We start from the raw sequence: 22178 nt of genomic DNA on the forward strand, positions 1-22178 counted from the left end.
ATAAGTTCTCCTTCTTATCTATCTGCTCGTACTATTCTCTTGACTAATCTGGCGAGATTTAGCTAAACATAAAATTGCAAGATCATAACTATCGTATAAATAAAAAGGGGGAAATATTAATGCTTCTTTCAACACTCTTCTACTCTATGATTCGTTTATCCGTTACTAGTTTTCAAGATTGAGTAATTATACCTTCCCTTAATAAACATATGTTCATTTGAATCCAACTTATAAGATAACCACTGCATATTTCCGGCATTAGTACTTAAAAATACATCACTATATCCTCCATACCACACACCTGTTTTTAACTTCACTGACTCCGAATTTAATGAAGGATCGTAATTATCCATGAAGGTCTGAGACGTATCAGTAGCTGAGACAATAATAAATTTAAAATAAGTTCTCATAATTATTTTTCCATTAGCATAACGAACTAAGGAATTTTCAGGATCAGCGTAACCTTTGGCTATTACTTTGTTCTTTTTAGCCCATCTAACGTAGTCCTCTATAATACGTCTGGTTTCTGCATTATAATAATCCCCCCGATCTGGCATGTGAGCTTGGAGAGACTTCACAAATGAAGAACTGCTAACCGTTTTATAATTAATATTTAGTTGAGTAGCATAATATTGTCGAATATGTTCAGACCATTGATCTATATATTGCTTATTTGTGTACTCCGATTCATCGGCCATATACTTTTTATTTGATATAAAACCAGAAGCAGTCTTCTTAACATCATAAAAACTAGCCGGAAGATCAGATAGTTTATTCCACTCTGACGATACTTCCTTGCTCAATTCTCTTCCCCACGGATCAAGCTTGACTTGTCCACTCTCTACTTTAACTGCATAAGCAGCATCAGTTACGAGAACAGCGTGAGCTCCTTTATCAAACTTTACAGTAGATTGCATCGCTTCACTTACGAAACGCAACGGAACCATCGTACGACCATCAAACATTTCTGCTGCCGTATCCAACTGAATCTTAGTAGAGTCGATGCTAACGGTTTTAGAGCCTACAGGTAGACTGATTAATTTCCCCTTGTATTGAATTCCTACCGTTTGCGTTTTAGCCGACCAAGTTACTTTGCCGCCTAGCTTCTCACTTACAAAACGTACTGGAACCATCGTTCTACCATTGGTATCAATATACGGCTCCGTATCTGGGAATTTTACTTTGTGACCATTTACGATGATGGGCAAAATACGAAGGTCTTTCCCCGGTGCCGCCGCTACTGATGCGCTCCCTATAACAAGGCTCAATGCAACAACAGCTCCAATAAATTTCTTGTACATTATAAGTTCTCCTTTTATCTATCTGCTCTTAACTAGTTTAGAAAGTTAATAACGCCCCTCTTAAAACTAGTATATATTTCCTATATATTAAATAATTTCTTCACAAAAACCAAGGACTATTTTCTCAATTGTTGTATCCTGTGCAAAATAGACAATGTCGTTTTACGTTTTTCTAACTCGATAAGCTTTTGAATAACGAAACATCCCTACCATTGTGTTGTTACGATTAATTCAGCAAATATACTTAAAATAAAAACAGGTCAATTATGATGATCTGACCATAATTGACCTGTTTAATGTAACGGAAGAGCGTTATTTAGTTTATAAAATTAAAGCATTTAATACACAACCGAATAGGTTTTCAGGAATTTCTCTTAATCAATATCTCCTATCTGATAATCAATACCCAACCCATGAAAAGGAAAACCTCCTGCTCCACTCAATTTCTTTTCATCTACAATTACAACATTATCCTTTCGTAAAAGTATCGGTTTATCATTCAACTCGAGAATACAATCCCCTTTCATGGAATTAAGTAATTCACCTAAAAACTCCATTAATTCATATGCCCAATTAGTATAGGAAACTATAATGTCAATATAAAAATCAAATTTCAATTCAATACTGTGATCTTCACTAGCAAACACCACACCATGTCCACCTTCCTTTATGGAAAGTGTAAATCCATCACTACATACTGTGAGATTATCATCAGTATCTATCATCTCAACACCCTGAAATATTCTTATAATCGCTTTTTTTAATTCACTGAATTCAGAGTTGCCCCCAAAATAAAAAGAACAAAACATACTTTCCGCCTCCACTACAATGGTTTCAATCTCGTGATTTGCCCATCTTTGATAATAATTAGCTCATCTAAAGTTGGAATATCATAATTATTAAATTGTTCATATAACTCATCCATTGAACCTTTGTATTCATCCAAGTTCATTATAATTCGACTAGCTTGTTCTTCTGTCTTTTTCACAACTGTCCCCCATATATTTCTCACTTTAGGTGTCTCTGGCGAATAGCAATCAAATGGCTTTCCATTTATTAGAAAATCAGGATTTGATGTTGGTTTAATACCGTAACCGTTTCCTCCCTTTGTATTAGGCAGCATTTCTAAATCGTAACCTTTGTTTGCTAATAAATCTGCCGCATTATTTTGTAAGGTTATTGGATTCGGTTCATTAAGATCAGGAATTTCATACTTGCCCTTAGGTTTTCCGCCTTCAGGAAGTATCGGTTCAGTTATGCCTTTACCCGTCCCCTCAGTTTCTTCTCTTCTTCTTTCCTCTTCCTCTCGTCTTCTTCTCTCCTCTTCCTCTCGTCTTCTTCTTTCCTCTTCCTCTCGTCTTCTTCTCTCCTCTTCCTCTCGTCTTCTTCTCTCCTCTTCTTCTCTTCTTCTTTGCTCATCATTTGGTTTTCCTTTACCTTCGTCATTCCCGCCCTTCTTACCCGCTGGACCGTCCTTCTTCACATCACCTTCCCCAAGTTCCTTTACCAGGATCTTTTCAATTCGGGTCAGTGCCGCTTTGCTACCTGTAACCGCCACTTTACCTGCGGCTCCCACCGGGAGCGCCGATACGACCACTTGGCCCAGCATATTGCCCATGGCCTTCGACTTCTCCTCTGGGCTTAGCGCCGCGAAGTCCGAATATGCGTTTTTTATCGAATCCCACTTTTCTCCAAAATAAGCCTGAGGATCATCTTGCAGCTTCTTAGCCTCTTGATCCAAGTCGATGACAATCTGTACCACGCCATCTATCAACTTCTGAGTCGTCTCCTTCGGGTCTTCATAAAACTGCACCGCTAAATCCCCAATATCCACAAACACCTGCGCGAGACCTTGACCAAACCCCGAAATAAATGCGGTGACCACATCTTGCTGGAACACAAATTCTGTCGTGTCATAATACTGCTTACGCTCGGCAATATAGTCTAGGGCATCCTTCCGATCGATTGCATCCGCTCCTACTTTCTCGAACGTTCGTGGATCATATCCCTGCTCCAGCGCAAATAACAGGAATGCCTCCAGCTTCTCTCCTTCAAAATTCCTCGTTTGCACCAGCACATCTCCGACGATCAGCGGCACTTGCCGCCAGTCCAAACCATTGTACAGCCACAGCAAGTTCTCCAGATTATCCATATTCAGCGTCTGCTTTTGCCCGCTGTCCGTGTGGAATACATACTGATTGCGCTCATCATCAAATGTGTACCGATCCGCTGATGCTACTCCCGGACCCTTCGCTTTCAGCCCTGCCTCCAGCCAGTATGCCGCCTCCGGGAGCAACGCGCGAATCTCTGGAATCAGACCCTCGAATTCACTCGCCTTGGAAGCCAGCATCCGCTGCGCCCATTCTGCTGCTGCTCCCCCCGATTCCGCCAACGTCACCAAATCTCGGTACTGCTGAACCCAGTCGAACGCTGCCTTCTTCTGATCCAGCATCCGTTGCGCCCAATCCGAGGCGGCCCCCATTCCTGATGCCGCCAGGTCAATCAATTCCTGATGCTGCTCCCGCCATTTCGCTTCTGCCACACGAAGCCGGATCAGCTCCTCTATCGTCTGTGCTGAATTCACAATTTCACTTTCCGTGCTGCCGTATCGTTTGAGTCCCTCCCCGTGCATAGCTTGCAGGGCCTTTAGTTTATATTCCAACTGCTGAAGTCTACTCGCCGCCTGGTTCAGCCGTCCCCCAATATTCCGCCGTACCCGAATGGCAGCATCGACCCTGCTTATCATCAGCGGCATATCTCTGGACGCATTATTGGCACGCCGCACAAGCGTATCCAATTGGGAGCGAGTCAATTCCAAACGCTGAGAATCAAAATGAATCAACGCCATACGTATTCCCCGATCTTCATCCGATTTCCGATGAACTCTCTCTCGCTGTCGTTATCTTCGCGCTCATGACCGCTGACGTTCAGTCGATTAGCGATACCTCGTCGCTCTCGTTCGCTCTTCGTCACATGCTCACACGATCATTGGCGCTTCATGTCCTTGAATTCCCTCGATACGTCATTTTTCGACATCTTCCACTCTTTTCCTTCTAATAATAAATAATAATGGTAGAAATTTATGACATCTATATAGTCAATACCAATACAGAGAATGAATACTGCCTTTCTCATGACCCCGCTCGAATTTTGCTATTGCCATTCACCTGAAACAAAGAGTAAAATATTTCCTTTAAAGAACTCTACTATTTGAAATTAAGGGGCTATTTTGATGAAGAGAAAAAATTCTGCAATAAATAATCCGTTAGAAGCTGTAGAAAATGACGGGGCTGCCTACCACGGCTTCGGAGGGTGGCTTATCGTTTTTGCTCTAGGACTTACATTTAGTTTCATTACAACTTTAATAGCCTTATATGACAATTATGCAGCCTTAGATTCCGGATCTTATTTTACTGATGATCGGAGTCAAGCATACTACTCTCTTCTAGAAGGTACGATAATATTTGAATGCATAATACAAATAATCGTGATACTATTGATTCTTTTAATGACCTACTATTGTATAAAAATGGACTATAAATTCAAAATTATATCTATTATATACATACTATTTTTGTTTTTGTTCAATGTATCCGATATTGCGGTATTGCAGCATATAAAAAATTTCAATCCCGGAAAAATAGTAGAGGATAATTATTCCTATTCCAATTTAATTAGAACAGTTCTCTATACGGGAGTCTGGATTCCGTATTTTTTCCTTTCTAAGCGGGTTAATAATACTTACGTAAAAAAATCAAAAGTGGAAAAAGCCCCTTAATAGGGACTTTTTTTATATCGACTAACCGCAAGAATAACTACATTAAAAAACCATATCGGACAGCCGATCCTATCACATCATTATTTCGTAAACTTAATTGTATGCGTCCGTCCCTTGGCTCCTGCTGTATCGACCGTCAATTTGATCGAAGGCGATACTTGCTGCACCGTTACAGCAGGATCGCTGGAAGCCAGCGTCCATCCGCTCCTATTCAGCTCCATTGCAATGCTGGCTTGGTTCTGAGTCGGATCAGCCACCGCTATGACTAGCTCCGTTGCACTCTCCTTCACGACTGCCGAAGCCGGTCCCTTGGCAGCGATGCCGTCTACGACAGCGGATGCCCAATAGTTGATAGCCGTAATGCCCAGCGTATGCTCCCTGACCGACTGTACGCTTGTCCCGTTGCTCAGCACAGTAATATCAGGAGACTGACTATAGTGTTGCGTCATTGCTGTAGTCGCATTAGGCAGCAGCACATAGGAATAGAATCCCGTATTCGGATTGATGCCATGCTGAAAAGCCAAGCTGACATATTCTCTCGTAATAGGCGCAGTTGACCCTCCACTGTTCACTTCATTCCATGTGCCTGTACGGCTCTCTCGCATCCCTTGAAGCTGAGCTGGCTTAGGGAAGTAATAGCCAATATCCCCTTTGCCGTCACCGCTCAGATGTGCCCATGTTACATCTGGCAAGCTCTCATTCCAGCCCGCCTGCATCGGTCGCACGGTTCCATCCACCGTCAGCGCCTGACCTCCGCTCTGAACCTTGCGATTCTCTACAATGGTCTCTACCTGACGTCCGTCGCCGCCTGTAATGCCAGTACCTAGTGCGACAACTTCATTATCGAAGAAGAACCATGACTTCTTGCCGGTCAATGTGCTGTTCTGCATAGCAAGCTCCATACCTGCAGCCCCATACAATCCCCCCAGTGAAGCTCCGCCAACCCAACGCTTTGAGCTGAAATAATAGCCCCAGTCCTTAAGCGGAGCTTGTGCATGGTCGGTTGTCGTACCCGGCAAACGCAGCATATCTGCAGTCGCCCAGTAGCCATCGCTGAATTGCGTCAAATCGTCATTGTATAAGTAGGTCATGCCGTTGCCTGTATGCCATGGCTTCTTATTCTCGCCGTTGCCGTATTCATAGCTGGCGATGCGGTTTGAGGACAGACTAAGCCCCATTGCAAATCCAGGACGCTGATAAGCAACGCGATCCATTCCAGCGAACACCTGATACTTGCTTAGATCCGCTCTTGGCAATACGTTTTGATTCTGAAGCAGACTTTTGATGTTTGCAATATCGTATACGCTTAAGCCAATGTAATAATTATCAAAGGAAGTATCCTGGAGCAGCCATGATTTTGCTATAGACTTCATGCGTTCCGCTTCTGCAAGAGGAGCCCCTTGGGCCAGCCGAAGCATACTCCGTACAACCCCTCTTCCAGTCGTATGATCGGTAGATTGCTCGCGGGAAATCGCGCGTCCTCTCACCATATCCATCATGGCTCCTTTATAGATTAAAGGCTCGAAGGAATCCTCGATCCAGCGGTACACATTATCCGCTTGTGGATCAGTCGGCATCCAAGGAGAAGCATGCAGCAGATTGAACATATCGGCAAGTCGATCCAGCAATACGGTGCCGTAGCTGCCCGTATAGGCGATATAATCATGCTGGACAAACGAGCCGTCTCTGTAGAAGCCATCGCCTTTTGTCACATAAAGAAATACAGGACTTAACGCATCCCTAGCCTGACTCAGCTTCGCAGCGGATAACCCTGTTGCTCCTCTCAAAGCGACGACAAATGCCTTGTCTGCCAGATTAGCTCCTGTTTCCTTCAAGCCCGGCTGAGCTGTCCTGACTGAAGGGTTCGGAACGAAACGGTCAATGGCTTTATTGTAATTGCCCACCTGTACAGAAGAGAGTTGATCAAACAGCAGCACCGCAATGTCATTGAGATGCTGTGGGGCGCCAATCTCCCAGTCCCACCAGTTTTTATACATGGAGGTTGTCTCGTTGTAGCGATTCGCATACATCCAATCCAGTCCGTCCAGCAGATCTTGAAGCAGCCCTGCATGATGAAAGAGAGGCGAGCCTGCTGTCTCATAAGCAAGTGCCATCTGCTTCAAGCGGCTGTACGCCCCCGTTACATGAGCAGATTCCGACTTGCTGGACAGATCGCTCCACAAGAAGCTTCGCCCGCTCTGCTTGTTCATCGTATCCCAGTAACCAGTACCGCTGCTATTGCTGACGCCGCTTGCCATAGCCGCAATGGATGCGTTCATATCCCCATCAGCAGGATTATAACGCGCATTGCCCGTTAATTGCAGAAATCGCTTATCCCTTACAGCTTGGAATAGGGCGGGATCAACCGACGGCTGGGTTGCACCTCCGCTAATGGAGATTGCATCGAACCAAGCTGATCCTGTAGCGCTCTCGAAAAACAATTCAACTTTAACTCGTGACACATTAGCCGGAATGGCGAGCTGCAAGCTGTGCTTGGCCCATTCGGTTGTTCCAAGCACAGGCGCAGTAGATGGCCCATCGCTGATTTTCACATTAGCGCTGTTCAAATATTGCGTCCGAATAAATGCTCCGCCATGGGACAGACTGGACTGCAAAGCTTCCGTCTTTATCCAGCCCTCCAGCATGTACGTCTCTCCCGGGTCAACCTCAACCGTCTGCAGCACATCTGCTCGCGCGCTGGCAGCCGCAGTTATTTTCAAGGATCGGGTTCCCTCATAAGAAATAGTTGAGTCTACAGAAAGCGTAGGCGTACCTGCAGGCACCCAATGACTCCATAAGGCAGGCTGCGAGCCGCTCCAATATCCACCTGCGCTTTGCACCGTCTCGAAGCTGCCATTGGGCACATTCCCTCCTGACGCATGCACGTATGACCCGTTTTTTACTGGCACAGCAGTCGTCATCAACGCAACCGATAATAAAGCACAAGCCGCATAACGCATCCCTAATCTCATTCGTCTCATTGTTTTATTTCCTCCCATCCATATTGTAAGCGTTTGCAAAAATGTGATTGTGAACACTATACCTTCAATTCATTGACAAAAGCATGTCTATTTTTGACTTAGATGTGCTTTTTTTTGCCATATAAGCAAGCTGACGCACACCGGAACGGCTTCACAACCCGCTCTTGCGTACGTCAGCTTAAGCCTAATTACAATCACACAGCGCTTTGCCCGATATTATAAGACAAAGAATGCAACTTCACTTGGTGCTGCGCCCAGTTCATCGAAGATGAGCAGCTCGTTATGCTCCCGCAGCTTGTCCACTGGAATTTTGTAATACTCCTGTGGGCCGATCTGCCAATATCGGCCAATGCAGAAGCCATTCACCCATACGGTTCCTTTCGTCATACCGTCAAGCTTCAGCTTGAGCTTGCGATCCGCTTGATCCGCATCGCTTCCGCTCCAATTGAAGCTTGACCTCCACCAGCGCGGATAACGACTGGCGCAAGCGCTAGCCTCCCCAAGGTTCGGCGCAGCATGCCATTCACGCTCCAGCTCAGGCAAGGCGGCAGGCATCGTTGTCCATGAGTCCAGCACCTTAGAGCTATGGTATACATACAGGCTCAGCTTCGGAATGGATGATAATCCGGCAGCGTCCAGCTCCAGCATGTTCTCTCCCGCTTGGAGCAGCTCGCTGGCATCAGCCACGCCGTAAGGAGCATCGTCACAATTCCAGGCTGTATCATTCTGCAAATATAACGGAACGTGGCGATCATTAAGCCTCAATCGTGACAAGCCGTACCCGACGATAACGGCCCGATCATAGCCTTGCTCGTTGTTCCAAGCTTTGTATAGCCCAATGCGCCCCTCGATCTCGGGAAGCCGCAGCAAGGAATGACCACGGCCAGCGCCATCTACCTGCCAGCCTTCCAGCATACAAACGCGCTGTCCATCGAGGGCAGGCGCTGCACTCAATCCCTTCGCTTCGCCAAGCGTCGCTGTGAAGTTGTACCTTCCCATGTTCTGTGACCAGATCTGCAGCAGATTGCTTCCCTTCTGAACGGAAATGTTCAATGAAGCGGCTCCGATTTCATCGGTGCTCCCGGCATGCATGCCGTTGACAAACACCTGCGCAGGATCCTCGAGTCGAGGCAGCAGCAGTGTCCGCTTGCCGGGCAGCTCCGCATCGAACGATGCCTCATACAGCAAATGCCCGCTCCACTTGCCGAATGTGCTGAAATCCAGCGGCACTTGCGACTGGCTGCCTTCCCCTCTGTAATCATCAGGATTCTCTTCGGCATAATGCCATTCTATAAGCTCCGGTGCAGAAGGCTGGGTCGCTTTCACCATATCCCGTACTCCTGCTTCCTCTACCGCTTCGCGATGTGTCACATGGAGACTAACCAGCACCTCTCCATTTCTGCGAATCGTAATGGTTCTCGGACTGCTTCCGTGAAACAGCTTCAGATGCAGATGGCCTCCATCCAAGCGCTTCGCCTGATTTGGCAGTGGACACTCTACCTCCCAGTCCTGAATCGCACTCATATTGAGTACGAGAGAGGACCGCTGGCCAAGTTCATGATAGATTATGCCTTTTCCTTCATGAATACCGGTTGTAAAGCCTGTCAGCGCATCTATGACAATTCCCTCTCCTGCGGACGTCTCATAAGCGGCAACCCCCGCTACAACAGGAAGCATGCCATTGCCTTCCACTGCATAATCTGCCAAGACCGGAAGCTCCCCGAATACCGCCTGTCCACTGCTTCGTTCCCCATCCAGATTCGTAATAAAATGCACCCTGCCGTCCTTATGATGGAGTGTTCGGCCCGTAAAGGATTTATGGAGCGGGATATTGCAGGCTGTCTTCTCCGCTTCAGTCAGAATCGGCTCCAGCCAACCTAAGAACGCATGGAATCGCTGCAGCGTCTTATACTTGGGAGTTGGCTCCAAATATTCGGTGAGCGGTGCATCGTAATCATAGGATGTAATCATATACGTATCTTCGCCAATGGTGCGTCCCGCCCAATGATCAAAGTTCGTTCCTCCGAAAAACATATAATAATTGATGGCGGTAAAACCCGCCTGCAGCAGCTCATAACAAGCGCGCTCGAGCTGCGGCGCGCTCTTCTGGCTTGCCTTCGCCCCTCCCCACTTCTCGAACCAGCCAATCCAGAATTCCATGACGCCTTTGGGCTGATCCTCGAAGCGCTCCTCCAGAATACGGGCATGGTCATCCGCTCCTGACCAGAAGTTGCGGAATTCCACAGCGCCCTCTACCCCGCCGTAACAAGTAACCAAGGGCACATCAATGCCCCGTTCGAGCAGCCCATCGCGCAAATACTCCATGTAGGCACGGTCGGGCTTTCCATAGGCTTGGAATTCATTCTCCACCTGTACCATAATGACGGTGCCGCTGCCTGATGTAATCTGATGTCTGGCAATTCGGGGTACGATCTCATCCCAATACCGATCGACATGGCTGAGGAAGCGTTCATTCATCGTGCGATACTGGATTCCTTCTTCTGTCGACAGCCACCAAGGCAATCCTCCGAAGTCCCATTCCGCACATATATAGGGACCTGGACGAACGATGACATACAAGCTTCGTTCTGCGCATAGGGAGAGGAAATGCTCCAAATCCTTATCGCCGCTGAAATTCCATTCCCCAAGCGTCTCTTCATGCCAATTCCACGGGATATAGGTCTCTACTGTGTTGCAGCCAGCCTGCTTCACCTTGTCCAGCAGCTCTGCCCATTCTCCACGGGTCAACCTATAGTAATGTACCGCTGCGGAGCGAATGAACAAACGCTGGCCTCCGATCTTCCAGCTATGCCGATCATAGGCTACGAGTTGTTGGTTATTCATCATTGACCTCCTCTGGCCATCCGGGAGCTGTACCAATATCCCCGAATACCGCTTTCCAGCCTCATTAGCGCTTCAAGATAATAATAATCGCCCCAGATCGTGAAGTCGTCCGGCGCAAGATTGCCTCTGACATGGTAAGAGCCTCTTCGCAGCAGTCCTTCCGCTTGCGGATCATCCAGCGTCGCGTAACGCTCCACTAGGGAATCTAAGGAAGCGGTTAAACCATCGCTCAGCTCCTGCCTAGCCGGATCATCCGGTGGGAGATGCTCCAGCAGCTCTTGCAGGCCTGAGGCAACAATAGCTGAAGCGGAGCTGTCCCGATACGTGTCAGGACCAGCAGGAGCATTGAAGTCCCAATAAGCGACATGGTCCTCTGGCAGGTGACGAAGGAAATAAAGCGCCATCCGCTTGGAGGTGTCCAGATAGACCTGATCGCCCGTATACCGATAAGCCAGCGCAAAGCCATATACGCCCCATGCCTGCCCCCTTGTCCAAGTGGAGCCATTGCTGTAGCCTTGATGCGTCGTGCCGCCAATCGGCTCGCCAGTGTCCTGATTAAATATAAAGGTATGGTACGAGCTGTCGTCCCCGCGTACCAGATAACGTCTCGTCAGCTCCGCTTGCCGCAAAGCCACAAGGCGATAACGCTCCTTCCCCGTCTCTTCGGCAGCCCAGAAGAGCAGCGGCAGATTAAGCAGGCAGTCGATAATAATACGCCCCCCTTGGGCTGCATCCCCGGCCGATCCCCATGCCTGAATATATTGGCCCTGCTCACGCCAACGCTCCATCAGCTTGTCCGCTGCTCGCAGCGCCAGCTCCTTCGCTGTCTTATTGCCTGTTACGAGCCATTCCGCTTTAGCGGACAGGGAGTACAGAAATCCAATATCATGATGATCCAGCACGATTTTGTCATTAAGCCTTCTTTCAAAGCTTTCCGTCACCTTGCGGGCCGCATCCGCGAATACGCGATCACCGCTATATTCATAGCACAGCCACAGCATCCCCGGCCAAAATCCATTCGTCCAATCGTCATTCTCTATACGTTCATAGCTGCCGTCATGTCCAATATGAGGGAACTTCCCGTCGAATGATTCTATATTGCGTCTTATGCGTTTAATAGCATCTTCAATCGCTAGCTTTCTCATCTACTTCACCCTCCTCGTGCTTGTTCCCCGCATTGTACCCTCTTCCGAGCCGATGACCTAGAGCGTATTTTTGCTCCAATGTGTATAATTTTGATCTATACGAGTTGAGGAAATAAACTGCATCGAAATCTGATAGCCTTATGCTCCTGTTTGGGCAAAAAAAACCGGGAGATCGGATGTTATTTCTCCCGATACTCCCGAGGCGTTGCGCCCATATATTTTTTGAACACTTTAGAGAAATAGGTTCGATCTGAATACCCCAGCTTCAGTGCCACCATCTCGACCGACTCCTCGCGCTGCTCCAGCATGCGCGCTGCCATTCCCATTTTGTGACGGTGCAAATAATCGGTGAAGTTATCCCCCGTCAGCCGCTTGAAGTAACGGGAGAAATAACTGGAATTCAAGCATAGATGGTTGGCGACATCAATGGACGTAATGTTCTCGAAGAAGTGGTCGGCAATATAATGGTCAATTTCCTGAAGCTTGGGCTCCTTATTCACCGTTTCTTCCGCTTCCTGACGAATATCCAGCAGTCTCAATAGCCGCCAGCGCAGCATATCCATCGTGTCCCCCAGTGTCACCGTCGCCTGCAAGCAGGCGTAATACTGTTCGTTGACACTGTGCGGCGCATATTGCAGCTCCAGCAGCCTCAACAGTTGTACCGCGAATTGTATCAGCTCAGCGGGATCAACCCCTCGGCTGCTCGCCGTCTCGGTCATGCTCTCCATGCTGCGGAGCAGCTTGTCCCGATCACCGTCTCGAACGGCATTGGACAGCTCCCGCTTCTCCTGCTCCAGAAAGCTGCCAAGCGGATAGAAGAAGAGATCTTCCTTATCTCCTTTCCAGGCCAGTATCGCGCCCTTCGTGTAGTAGCTTCGTGCCTTCATGCGCAGCAGCTGCTTATAGACAGGTCCAATCCCTTCCGCCGCAAGCTTGCCCGGTCCGCACAGCATCCGAACCTGTACCTGGAGATACTGGCTGCACCGCTCCTGAACCTCCTTCAAGTAAGCTTGCATGCGCTGCTCATAATTAAAGTTCAGCGAAGGCTTGTAATTCTGAAGAGCAACTATACCGTGATCCTCATTAAATACAGTTATGCCTTCATATCCTCTAGCTATCTCACTGGCAATATTATAGATAGAATAACGAATGAGATGGATGTCTTTCGCTTCATACCGCGGCAGCAGCGAAGCATATTCCAGCAAGCCAAACGCCATCATATAAGCGGGATGGCTCCAAGAAATTCCGAGTCGCTTCGCTGCCGCAATATGCGATGCAGTGTCTCCGCCCTTAACAAGCTGGCGGAATAGAGACAGCTTCAACACATCCGCATTGCGGATCAGATCATCGCGATAAGATACGCCATCCGGCAGCTGCGCGGCTGAGCGCAGGCTGCGCACGCAGTTCAGCAGACTGGTCTCCAATTGCTCCGATGTCAGCTCATCCTTAATGAGATAATCATTGGCGTTCAACGTTAACGCCTTCTTGGCGTAATAGAAATCTTCATGGCAGGTCAGGAAAATGATGCGTGTCTCCGGATTCTGCTGCTTGAATTCCGCAGCAAGCTCCAGACCGTTCATCTTGGGAAGACCGATATCCGAGATAACGATGTCCGGCTGGAGCTCCTTGAACATTCGAAGAGCCTTGACGCTGGAGTACGTATCGCCGCAAACATGCAGGCCCAGCTCTCCCCAATTCACTAATTGCCGCAAATATTTAAGCATCGGTACATCATCATCAATGAGCATCACCTTGTACATCACCATCACACTCCTCTATCGTTGCCTGTAGCTCCTGCCGGTATAACAATCTCCGCCGCAATGCCCCCATCCTCCAAGCCGGACAGCTTAAGCTCGGCACTGGAGCCGTAAGCGAGCTGCAGCCCTTGGTAGACACTGATCAATCCAACGCGCTCATAAGAGGCATGCTCATCCGCCTCCAAAGGCGTGAACAGTCTATTCAGCTTCTCCAGCTTATCTCCCTGCATCCCGGTGCCATTGTCGCTTAGCCTGATGGTCACCCTGCCTTCATCACGGCTAACCTCGACGCGTATATAAGCCTGCTCCTCTTCATCCATATCGGCAAAGCCATGTACAATGGCATTCTCCACAAGCGGCTGCAGCAGCAGCTTCGGAAGCATCACGTCTTCCAGCTCAGCAGGAATATCGGTCAGGAACACAATATGCTTGTCATTGCGCATTTCCATAATTTCAATATAGTGCTGCAGCAGCTGGCATTCCTTCTTCACCGTTGAAGGCTCATGCACCTTCATATAGGCACGAAGCAGGCTCATCAGCGCATCAATCTTCATGCTGTGCTCCCGATCATCGTGAAGCGAAAGACTGCATTTAATCGAATTGAGCGTGTTCAGCAGGAAATGAGGACGGATTTTGGAGAAGATTGCCTGCATCTCCATTGTCCGCTTCTGCTCCTGCTCCTGCTCGATATCGGCAATAAGCTGGTTAATGCGATCCAGCATATTGTTCAAGGTGCTCCCCAAAGCATTGATCTCATCCTTGCCCTTGACCGGAAAGCGCACTTTGTAATTACCTTCGCCGAACTTACGTGCAACCGCTTCCAACTTGCGAATTGGACGATGCAATCCTCTAGCCAACAGCAAAGAAAGCAGATAGAAGCATGCGACAAACAGGATAATCAGCAATGCACTGGTATAGTAGGTCTTGGAGATCTGGCCCAGCACATCCTCTTCCGGCAGATCATAGATCAGCCGCCAATTCGTTCTGGATATTACCACTTCATTGCGCACGGAGCTGATTTGCTCCTCCTTCAGCAAGGAACGGTCTCCGGCAATAAGCTCTCCTTTGCTATCGAGCAGAGCGTAAGTACCCTCGATGGACTGGCTGAACAGCTTCTCGAAGTAGCTCTTGGAGATGCCGATCACGATCGAAGCCATATATTCATCTGCCCCATAGTCGCGCATTACTCTTGCAGCATAATAATATTCATTGCTGTCTCCATGCTCTCCATGCGCCATGCCGAGCCACTGGACACGGCTTTGCAGCGTTGCATCGAGTCCATCCTTCACCTGATTCCAGTGATTGCCCAGATAGGCCATGCCGCCGGGGCTTTCGACAGATGGAATAATGAAGCCTTGAGGATTGACGAGAAACATATGCAGCTCCGAGTTCAATGCTTTCATCGAGATCGGGCTGAACGTATCCTTTAGGGCGATATATTGTTCATAATCAGCATATTGCTCAATGCCCTTCATGTTCATAAAGTACTTTAGTCTGGGACGCAAATTCTTATCTTGAATAATAAAGTCGGAGGCAAAAATAAGGTCATCCATCGTCTTCGAGATGTCCCGCGCCATCACATTCAGCGTTCCTTGATTGGAGGCACGAATCTTGTCCACAATGTTGGCCTTCGTCGTATGATAGGACAGCAATGACACTGCGATAAGCGGCAGCAGCACCAGAATTAGGAACGAGAGTTGAATACGTCTGTAATATGAGAATTGAAACATCTGCAGCCTCCCTTCCGCCTATCCATTATACTGGCTCCCTTGTGTCATGAACAGAGAGAAGAAAGGGAAAAGGGAACACCCGAAGGTGTCCCCTGACGCTGTCCCTAACGCCATCGTTATTTGCTGTTTTTCTGAATGACTTTGTTGGCTTCATCAACCATCCATTTCTGAATGTTATCCACCGACTCGTCGCTGAGGATGAACTTGCTGAACCCATCTGTCAGAATTTGATCCAATTCCTTGTCATAAGTCACGACTACATTGGAAGCAGGAAGCGGCTTAATCTCATCCGTGAATAAGGTGTACATAAGGGAATCAAGATCGTACAGCTCCTCGTTCTCTCCGATCATGCGTTCCACAATCGGCTTAGCGTCGCCTTTGCTCCAGCCCGGAAGCTCGATGCGCGCTTCGCTCAGATTCGTCGAGATGAAGCGTGCGAACTTGTACGACTCTTCCTTATGCTTCGAGCTTGCGCCTACTGATACAAAGTTGCCGCCGATGTAGACGGATGGATCAGCACCCTTCGAAGGAAGCGGAACAGGAGCTATGGCTGTCTTGAACGTATGCGGGTATTTGGTTGTATCGCCAATCTCGGAGATCATCCAGCTCCCCGCCAGCAGCATGGCAGCTTTGCCGTCAAAAAACTCTGTGCGGTATGCCAGCTTTGCTCCAATGACATCGGAGTAAGGCTTGGCCGACTTATCTTCGTTCTCCATCGCGCGGCGAAGCTCGAAGAAATATTTGAAGGAAGGATCGCTGAAGTTCGTTTTTCCTTCTTCCGTCATGAACGGATGCCTCATATTCACTTGCGCCACCGGATTCATATACAGCGGCCAGCTGTGGAAATAAGCTCCGTATTGTTTCTTTCCGTCGTTGTCCTTCGTTAGCTTCTTGGCATAGTCACGGAAGTCGTCCCATGTCCAGCCTACCTTCGGAACCTCAAGACCCGCATCGTCCAGCGCATCCTTGTTCATCAGGATGAAGTTGGTTGTGGCATTGGTCTGTATGGCATAATAGTTTCCATTCATCATGGGATTAACCATATATTCTTCTGCCGGCTTGATGCCTTCAGCCTCATATAATTCATTCAGCGGCGCAAGCACACCGTTCTGCGCACGAGCTATCAATTCGGAAGAGTTCGGGAATGCGATGAGATCGACTTGCTCCTCAGAAGCGACGAGGAAATCGAGCTTCTTCATCGTCTCCAGCGAGTTGCCGGGAACCAGCGCTACGGACTCTACTTTAATATTCGGATTTTCCGCTTCAAATTGCTTGATATACTCTGCTGTCGTCTGGGCTTGTACTTCATTGTCCCAGTTGAAGTAGCGAATGGTTACTTTCTCCTCTGCCGCTGGCTTCGAGCTGGAATCCGTATTGCCTTTGGAGCTGTTGTTGCCATTTGAGGACGAGCAGCCTGCCAATACCGAAACTGTAAGCAGAATGACGCTTAGCAGCAATGTCGCGTGCTTTTTCATGTTATTTCCCCCTGAGTATAGAATGTTGAGCGCGATCGCGATTACATGACTGATTATATAATTGCTGCTCTTGCCTGAGTGTGTACAATTTGATTCTATACGTGCAAAGATTTGACTTTATGGCACAACGCTGTTCTGCGGCCACTCTACAACAGCTCATGCATGCTGCCGCTCAGCGGAATGCCTGCTAGCTTCACCTTGCGAGGAATTGCTTCCTCTTAACCTTTCACTCCGCCGAGCGAGATGCCTTTAATCACATGCTTCTGCAATAGAATGAAGATGATGACAAGCGGGATAATGGCTGATAGTGAGGCCATCATCAGCACGGCGAAGTTATCCGCATAATCATCACGGAACAGCTGAATGCCGAGCGTAATGGGGTAAAGCTTCTTACTCAGCAGGAAGATAAGCGGATTCTGGTAATCATTCCATGTCCAGATGAACTTGATAATACCGACTGTCGCCAGGATCGGCTTGCACAGCGGCAATATAATCTTCCAGAAAATCGTAAAGTACCCCGCGCCATCCATCTTGGCCGCTTCCAGAAAGTCGTTATGAATGCTGGCCATGAACTGCCTCATTAGGAAGGTGAAGTAGATCGAGAACATCCCCATGGTAATCAGCCCGGTATGTGTATTATACAGTCCCAGCCACTTCATCAACAGGAAGCGGGGAACCAGTGTGGCCTGCTCTGGAATAATCATGAAGGTGAGCAGCAGGGTAAAGATAAAGCCACGCCCCTTGAATTGCAGCTTCGTGAAGGCAAAAGCCGCCATGGAGCTGATGATCATAGTAAGGACCGTCATTATAATCGACAGCTTCAAGGAGTTAAAGTAGAACAGATGGAACGGAACACTGCCCATCCATACCGCCTTGAAGTTGCCGACGATATTCCAAGCTTCCGGTATCCATTGAATCGGGAAAGCCATAACATCCTTCTCGTATTTGAAGGCTGCGGACATCATCCATAGAAGCGGCACAAGAAAGATGAGCGAGAAGACGCCCATTAATGCTGTAGTAATAATCTTAGAAACTTTATTCGTTGTTGTATGCATTTGTGTGCCTCCTCCTTAATCTTGTGCAAAACGTTTTTGGAACAGCCATGTCAGCAGCGTCAGTAAGCCTACAATCATGAAGAGCAGCCAGGACAGGGCGGATGCATAGCCCATACGGAAGTTCTGGAAGCCTTCCTCGTAAATCCGATAGACGAGCACGGTGGAGGAGTTGAACGGTCCTCCTGAGGTCAGGAACGCCACGATATCGAATACTTTGAAGGAGCCGATCAGCAGCGTAATGAACAGGAATGTCGTTGTTGGCGCAAGCAGCGGCAGCGTGATTTTATAAAACTTCTGAAGGCTTGTAGCGCCGTCCATACTGGCCGCCTCATACATCTCTTCCGGGATATTGGTCATGCCTGCAAGATAGATGATGATAATATAACCGACAATTGCCCACACAGCGATAATTGCGATCGAGATTAAGGCAAAGTCAGGATCTGCAAGCCATTTCGGAGGATTGGTAATGCCAATCGAGATAAGCATTCGGTTAATAGGTCCCTCTGAAGGATGGTACAGAGCGCTCCACACCGCTCCGACCGCAATGATGGAGGAAATGTAGGGAATGAAAAACGCCACTTTAAAAAAACTTTGGAAATAAACCCGATTGTGAATAATGACCGCCAGAATGAGCGATAAGATCATGCTGATAGGCACCGTCATTAGGGTATAGATCAGATTGTTTTTCAGCGCCATGTGGACCTTCTGATCCCCCAGCATTTCAACAAAGTTGTCGAAGCCGATCAGCTTCACCGTAGACAATCCGCCCATCAGGTTCCATTCGCTAAAGCTTAAATATAAGGAAAAAAAGACGGGAAAAACATAGAGCAATATAATGCCAATGACTTCCGGGCCTAGGAACAGCCAGCCGAATAGCGCTTCTTTGCGACTGTTGTTCCAATAACGGCGTTTGGGAGCGGGAGATTCCGCTCCAGTTGATTTGCTCATTTCCATCATGCCTCACCTCTGCTACCTGTTATTGTATCCTCATCTTACTTCCGCAGGCCCTATGCCTACAGGACACAATTCTGACTGAAACGTGCATTTTTTTGACCTGTTGTACAGGCGGCTGCGCTCCGCCCTCCATCATACGATTTCTTCGTTTAGCTGATTCAACAGCTATCTAACCACATAGGTGGAATCTTCTTCCCCATGGCGACGGCGCAGCCACAACACTTCCCCTGTCAGCTGAACACCGGCAAACCGGTAGCTCTGCGGGCCCTGGCGCGAGATGACAATATAATCCGTACCAGCTCCATCTCTTGTAATGGCGAAGCCGAGTGCCTGCTCCGAAGTCATCGGCTGCTCGCTTTTCCACTTGACTTCAAGCGGAAGCACGGTAATATCCGGGCACTCCAAGTTCTCAAAAGGGCAGAGAATGGTGATCAGCGTCGTGAATTCTCCCTCGCTTGCGCTCTCCAGCACCACTTTGCTTGAAAGGGTCTTTTCGTTGTAATGTCTTGCAATCCAACATTCTTCTTGCTGAATACTTGTCGCGGAGCCATGAATAAGCAGATTGCCCCCTTCCTTGTGCACAGTTGTAATGCTCCCCCGTTCTTGATCTATCTGGAGCGGCGTATTCTCCGCAAAGTGAAAATGAACGCCGTACATATGCTTGCCCGTTGAGCGGAATGTATCTACCACGATCCAATACTCCGGCTTGATATATAGAATCTGTCTGGTTACGCTGACTGGAGCGTCCAGCCTCCAATAGCCGTCATGCCCCGCCTGGGCATAGTCGTATGCCTCCTTCGCACTAAATGCCGCATTCATCGGGATGGCAGGTCTGCCCCAGGTCCAAGTATCCCTGTATTCTGCCGCGGGGAGACCATCCACTGACAAGGTATTGTGCTGAAGGGAAGGCTTGAAATAACGTCGATCCGCTCCCTCTTTATACGTAAATCGGCCCGTGTCGATTAGAAATTCCCTGCCCTTGGCATGAAGCTCCATATGAAGCAAATCATCATGCCCATGACCGGACAGGGCAAGATGTCCCCCATCCATGAGCAGATAATCATCATGCTCGCCCCAGCCTGAGCGCATCATCATAAGGCCGGAAGATTCAAGCGAAGTGGAGGTATATGCCGGCAGCTCGCCAGCCAGCTCCGCATAATCAGCCGCTCCTTGTGCGCCGAAGTACCACAGGCTTTCGTAGTCCGGGCAAGGATAAGATAGAGCTTTCAGGTCCTGCCTTCGCAGAAGAAGTGCGCCTTGGCACCACTTGTCCCGCACATCGACATCGTCGCTGTCGCTTAGCATCGGCTGCTTACGGCTTGGCTTCACGATCGCAACAGACGCATCCAGCATCGCAGACAGCGTATGGAGCAATGGCTCAGGTACAGGTTCACCGTTCAATTCGCCAAGCCATACCGTCTCGAAGAGATGATGCATCACTTCATGATGGTACTGCGGCGACTGCTCGCCATGGAATCCGTCCGCAAAGAACTGTGCGGATGCCATCTCCTCCATTCGAGCCAGGGCATCAGCTCTCCACTTGGCAGAATGCTTCAATTCGGGATACATCATTCCGATCTGATACAAGCCATTAGCGGAGATGAATCCCCAGTTGCTCTGAACATCGAAGGCGGTATAGGCCATATGCAAAAATAGGCCATGCTGCTCAGCCTGCGCCTTCAGCAGCTCCTCCAGCACTGACCGTTCCTCACTCCATGCCTTCGAGTGTACGACGCATGCATAGCCTTTAAGCCAATTGGTCATTCGGATGGAGGCGTCAATGCGACGCCACTGTGCATTCACGTTGTAGCCGCGCTGCTCACTATCTTCCATGTCCTTCAGACTCATGCTGTTATGTGCGCACCAATCCCGGAGCAAGCGGATATAGGCAGCAGCGTAGCTCTCCTCCCCCGTCAGCCAATAGGCTTGTCCCAGATCCCTCATATAGCTCATTCGATTGAGCATATACGTCCATTCCACATCGCCTTCACGGACATAGCTCCAATCTATTCCCTCCCGGAAGGAGATGGGCTCGGGACAAGGCTCCATGTCCCAGCGGGATGTGAAGATAAAGGTGTCCTCCGCAGCCAGCCTCGCTCTGCGAATAACCTCCTCCACTTCCTCCGGCCACAGCTCCAAGCAAGCCTGAACGATAAATTCCCGATCCGTCTGTGACCAATAAAACTGAGGGGTTCGGCGACGATTGCTCATTTCCTTGTTCATTTTCATAAGGTCCTCTCCCTGTATCTAGTTATAAAGAAGAGCAAGTCCCAGCCTCCGCTGAACACTTGCTCCCCCTTCTCTTATTCTGATTTCGCAGCTTAGCTGCTTGCTTCTTCAATACCTTAGACTTTGATTATTGTGTGGTCTTGCCGATCTATCAGGCTTAACGAGCCAGCCAGCCTCCGTCTACTGCCATAATATGTCCGTTCACATAATTCGACGCATCCGATGCAAGGAATACCGCGGCCCCTGCCAAGTCCGATGCTTCGCCCCAGCGCGCTGCCGGGATTCGGCTTAGAATGGAGGAGTTGCGCTCTGCATCTTCTCGAATCGCCTTCGTATTGGCTGTTGCGATATAGCCTGGAGCTATTGCATTCACCTGCACGTTGCGGCTTGCCCACTCATTAGCCAGCGCCTTCGTCAGCCCGGCAACCGCATGCTTGCTTGCAGTGTAGGCCGGTACCAGAATGCCGCCTTGGAAGGATAACAAGGAAGCGATGTTGATAATCTTACCTTGCCCTCGCTCCAACATGCCCTTGCCGGTCAATTGGCAGAGCTGGAACACGGCATGCATATTAATGTTGATCACTTCATGCCATTTGTCCATATCATACTCCGCCGCTGGCTCCCGCCAAATGATGCCTGCGTTGTTCACTAGAATGTCGATCGGCTCATCACCGATCCATTCCTGATAATTGTCGTTCAAATTCTGGAGGTCCCGCAGGTCGATAAGCACTTCACGGCATTTGCCGCCGACTTCAGCGATTCGTGCGGCTGTATCCTCCATATTGCTGCGATGCCCAAGCAGCAGCAGCTCAGCACCCGCTTCCGCCAGACCAATTGCAATGGCTTGTCCGATTCCAGATGCTGCACCTGTGACGAGTGCTTTTTTTCCCGTTAGCGAGAAAGGTCCTCTGTATTCGCTCATGTCCGCA

At 48.7% G+C, this 22178-nt stretch carries 15 protein-coding genes; 1 reads left to right on the top strand and 14 read right to left on the bottom strand.

Features of this window, described 5'->3' with window-relative positions:
* Positions 1 to 155: 155 nt before the first annotated feature.
* From AC50YO_RS20180 to AC50YO_RS20195, 4 genes are all read right to left on the bottom strand, one after another.
* The gene (locus AC50YO_RS20180; protein ID WP_494849971.1) at positions 156 to 1301 is read right to left on the bottom strand and encodes a copper amine oxidase N-terminal domain-containing protein; all 1146 of its coding nucleotides are present in this window, start codon (positions 1299 to 1301) and stop codon (positions 156 to 158) included.
* Between the two features lie 374 nt (positions 1302 to 1675).
* Positions 1676 to 2110, bottom strand: coding sequence for a hypothetical protein (locus AC50YO_RS20185; RefSeq protein WP_494849972.1), 435 nt, complete (start codon positions 2108 to 2110; stop codon positions 1676 to 1678).
* A gap of 14 nt (positions 2111 to 2124) precedes the next feature.
* Positions 2125 to 4149: a CdiA C-terminal domain-containing protein gene (locus AC50YO_RS20190; protein WP_494849973.1), complete on the bottom strand. Its 2025-nt coding sequence runs from the start codon at positions 4147 to 4149 to the stop codon at positions 2125 to 2127.
* Positions 4140 to 4274, bottom strand: coding sequence for a hypothetical protein (locus tag AC50YO_RS20195; protein ID WP_494849974.1), 135 nt, complete (start codon positions 4272 to 4274; stop codon positions 4140 to 4142). The genes AC50YO_RS20190 and AC50YO_RS20195 overlap by 10 nt, the downstream gene beginning before the upstream one ends.
* A 259-nt stretch (positions 4275 to 4533) precedes the next feature.
* Here AC50YO_RS20195 and AC50YO_RS20200 point away from each other — a divergent pair, with 259 nt between their 5' ends.
* Positions 4534 to 5079 (top strand): DUF2569 domain-containing protein, encoded by a 546-nt coding sequence (locus tag AC50YO_RS20200; protein ID WP_494849975.1) that lies wholly within the window; start codon positions 4534 to 4536, stop codon positions 5077 to 5079.
* An 80-nt stretch (positions 5080 to 5159) separates the two neighbouring features.
* Here the strand turns inward: AC50YO_RS20200 and AC50YO_RS20205 are convergent, their stop codons facing one another.
* The 10 genes from AC50YO_RS20205 to kduD all read right to left on the bottom strand — a co-directional run bounded on the left by AC50YO_RS20205 (position 5160) and on the right by kduD (position 22171).
* Positions 5160 to 8060, bottom strand: a complete 2901-nt coding sequence (locus AC50YO_RS20205) for a polysaccharide lyase family 8 super-sandwich domain-containing protein (RefSeq protein WP_494849976.1) — start codon at positions 8058 to 8060, stop codon at positions 5160 to 5162.
* A 216-nt stretch (positions 8061 to 8276) separates the two neighbouring features.
* Complete coding sequence (locus tag AC50YO_RS20210; protein ID WP_494849977.1) at positions 8277 to 10904, bottom strand: beta-galactosidase; 2628 nt, start codon at positions 10902 to 10904, stop codon at positions 8277 to 8279.
* Positions 10904 to 12049, bottom strand: a complete 1146-nt coding sequence (locus AC50YO_RS20215; RefSeq protein ID WP_494849978.1) for a glycoside hydrolase family 88 protein — start codon at positions 12047 to 12049, stop codon at positions 10904 to 10906. Before AC50YO_RS20215 ends, AC50YO_RS20210 begins: the two co-directional genes overlap by 1 nt.
* A gap of 179 nt (positions 12050 to 12228) precedes the next feature.
* Positions 12229 to 13809, bottom strand: coding sequence for a response regulator transcription factor (locus AC50YO_RS20220; RefSeq protein ID WP_494849979.1), 1581 nt, complete (start codon positions 13807 to 13809; stop codon positions 12229 to 12231).
* A 5-nt stretch (positions 13810 to 13814) separates the two neighbouring features.
* Positions 13815 to 15536 carry a sensor histidine kinase gene (locus tag AC50YO_RS20225; RefSeq protein ID WP_494849980.1) on the bottom strand — a complete coding sequence of 574 codons (1722 nt, stop codon included), beginning with the start codon at positions 15534 to 15536 and terminating at the stop codon, positions 13815 to 13817.
* A gap of 116 nt (positions 15537 to 15652) precedes the next feature.
* A complete protein-coding gene (locus AC50YO_RS20230; protein ID WP_494849981.1) occupies positions 15653 to 17011 on the bottom strand; it encodes an ABC transporter substrate-binding protein in 1359 nt (452 codons plus the stop codon).
* Between the two features lie 218 nt (positions 17012 to 17229).
* Positions 17230 to 18066 carry a carbohydrate ABC transporter permease gene (locus AC50YO_RS20235; RefSeq protein WP_494849982.1) on the bottom strand — a complete coding sequence of 279 codons (837 nt, stop codon included), beginning with the start codon at positions 18064 to 18066 and terminating at the stop codon, positions 17230 to 17232.
* A 15-nt stretch (positions 18067 to 18081) separates the two neighbouring features.
* Positions 18082 to 19020, bottom strand: coding sequence for a carbohydrate ABC transporter permease (locus AC50YO_RS20240; RefSeq protein ID WP_494849983.1), 939 nt, complete (start codon positions 19018 to 19020; stop codon positions 18082 to 18084).
* Between the two features lie 165 nt (positions 19021 to 19185).
* On the bottom strand, positions 19186 to 21249 hold the full coding sequence (locus AC50YO_RS20245) for an alginate lyase family protein (protein ID WP_494849984.1): 2064 nt from the start codon (positions 21247 to 21249) through the stop codon (positions 19186 to 19188).
* 157 nt (positions 21250 to 21406) lie between these two features.
* Positions 21407 to 22171 carry a 2-dehydro-3-deoxy-D-gluconate 5-dehydrogenase KduD gene (kduD, locus tag AC50YO_RS20250; RefSeq protein ID WP_494849985.1) on the bottom strand — a complete coding sequence of 255 codons (765 nt, stop codon included), beginning with the start codon at positions 22169 to 22171 and terminating at the stop codon, positions 21407 to 21409.
* Positions 22172 to 22178: the final 7 nt, after the last annotated feature.

This window comes from Paenibacillus sp. J22P59, from assembly GCF_059383895.1.

Coding starts and splice junctions, on each gene's coding strand:
- AC50YO_RS20185 (WP_494849972.1), bottom strand. CDS start 2,110: ATGTTTTGTTCTTTTTATTTTGGGGGCAACTCTGAATTCAGTGAATTA.
- AC50YO_RS20245 (WP_494849984.1), bottom strand. CDS start 21,249: ATGAAAATGAACAAGGAAATGAGCAATCGTCGCCGAACCCCTCAGTTT.
- AC50YO_RS20190 (WP_494849973.1), bottom strand. CDS start 4,149: ATGGCGTTGATTCATTTTGATTCTCAGCGTTTGGAATTGACTCGCTCC.
- AC50YO_RS20210 (WP_494849977.1), bottom strand. CDS start 10,904: ATGAATAACCAACAACTCGTAGCCTATGATCGGCATAGCTGGAAGATC.
- AC50YO_RS20235 (WP_494849982.1), bottom strand. CDS start 18,066: ATGCATACAACAACGAATAAAGTTTCTAAGATTATTACTACAGCATTA.
- AC50YO_RS20180 (WP_494849971.1), bottom strand. CDS start 1,301: ATGTACAAGAAATTTATTGGAGCTGTTGTTGCATTGAGCCTTGTTATA.
- AC50YO_RS20240 (WP_494849983.1), bottom strand. CDS start 19,020: ATGGAAATGAGCAAATCAACTGGAGCGGAATCTCCCGCTCCCAAACGC.
- kduD (WP_494849985.1), bottom strand. CDS start 22,171: ATGAGCGAATACAGAGGACCTTTCTCGCTAACGGGAAAAAAAGCACTC.
- AC50YO_RS20200 (WP_494849975.1), top strand. CDS start 4,534: ATGAAGAGAAAAAATTCTGCAATAAATAATCCGTTAGAAGCTGTAGAA.
- AC50YO_RS20220 (WP_494849979.1), bottom strand. CDS start 13,809: ATGTACAAGGTGATGCTCATTGATGATGATGTACCGATGCTTAAATAT.
- AC50YO_RS20215 (WP_494849978.1), bottom strand. CDS start 12,049: ATGAGAAAGCTAGCGATTGAAGATGCTATTAAACGCATAAGACGCAAT.
- AC50YO_RS20230 (WP_494849981.1), bottom strand. CDS start 17,011: ATGAAAAAGCACGCGACATTGCTGCTAAGCGTCATTCTGCTTACAGTT.
- AC50YO_RS20225 (WP_494849980.1), bottom strand. CDS start 15,536: ATGTTTCAATTCTCATATTACAGACGTATTCAACTCTCGTTCCTAATT.
- AC50YO_RS20205 (WP_494849976.1), bottom strand. CDS start 8,060: ATGAGACGAATGAGATTAGGGATGCGTTATGCGGCTTGTGCTTTATTA.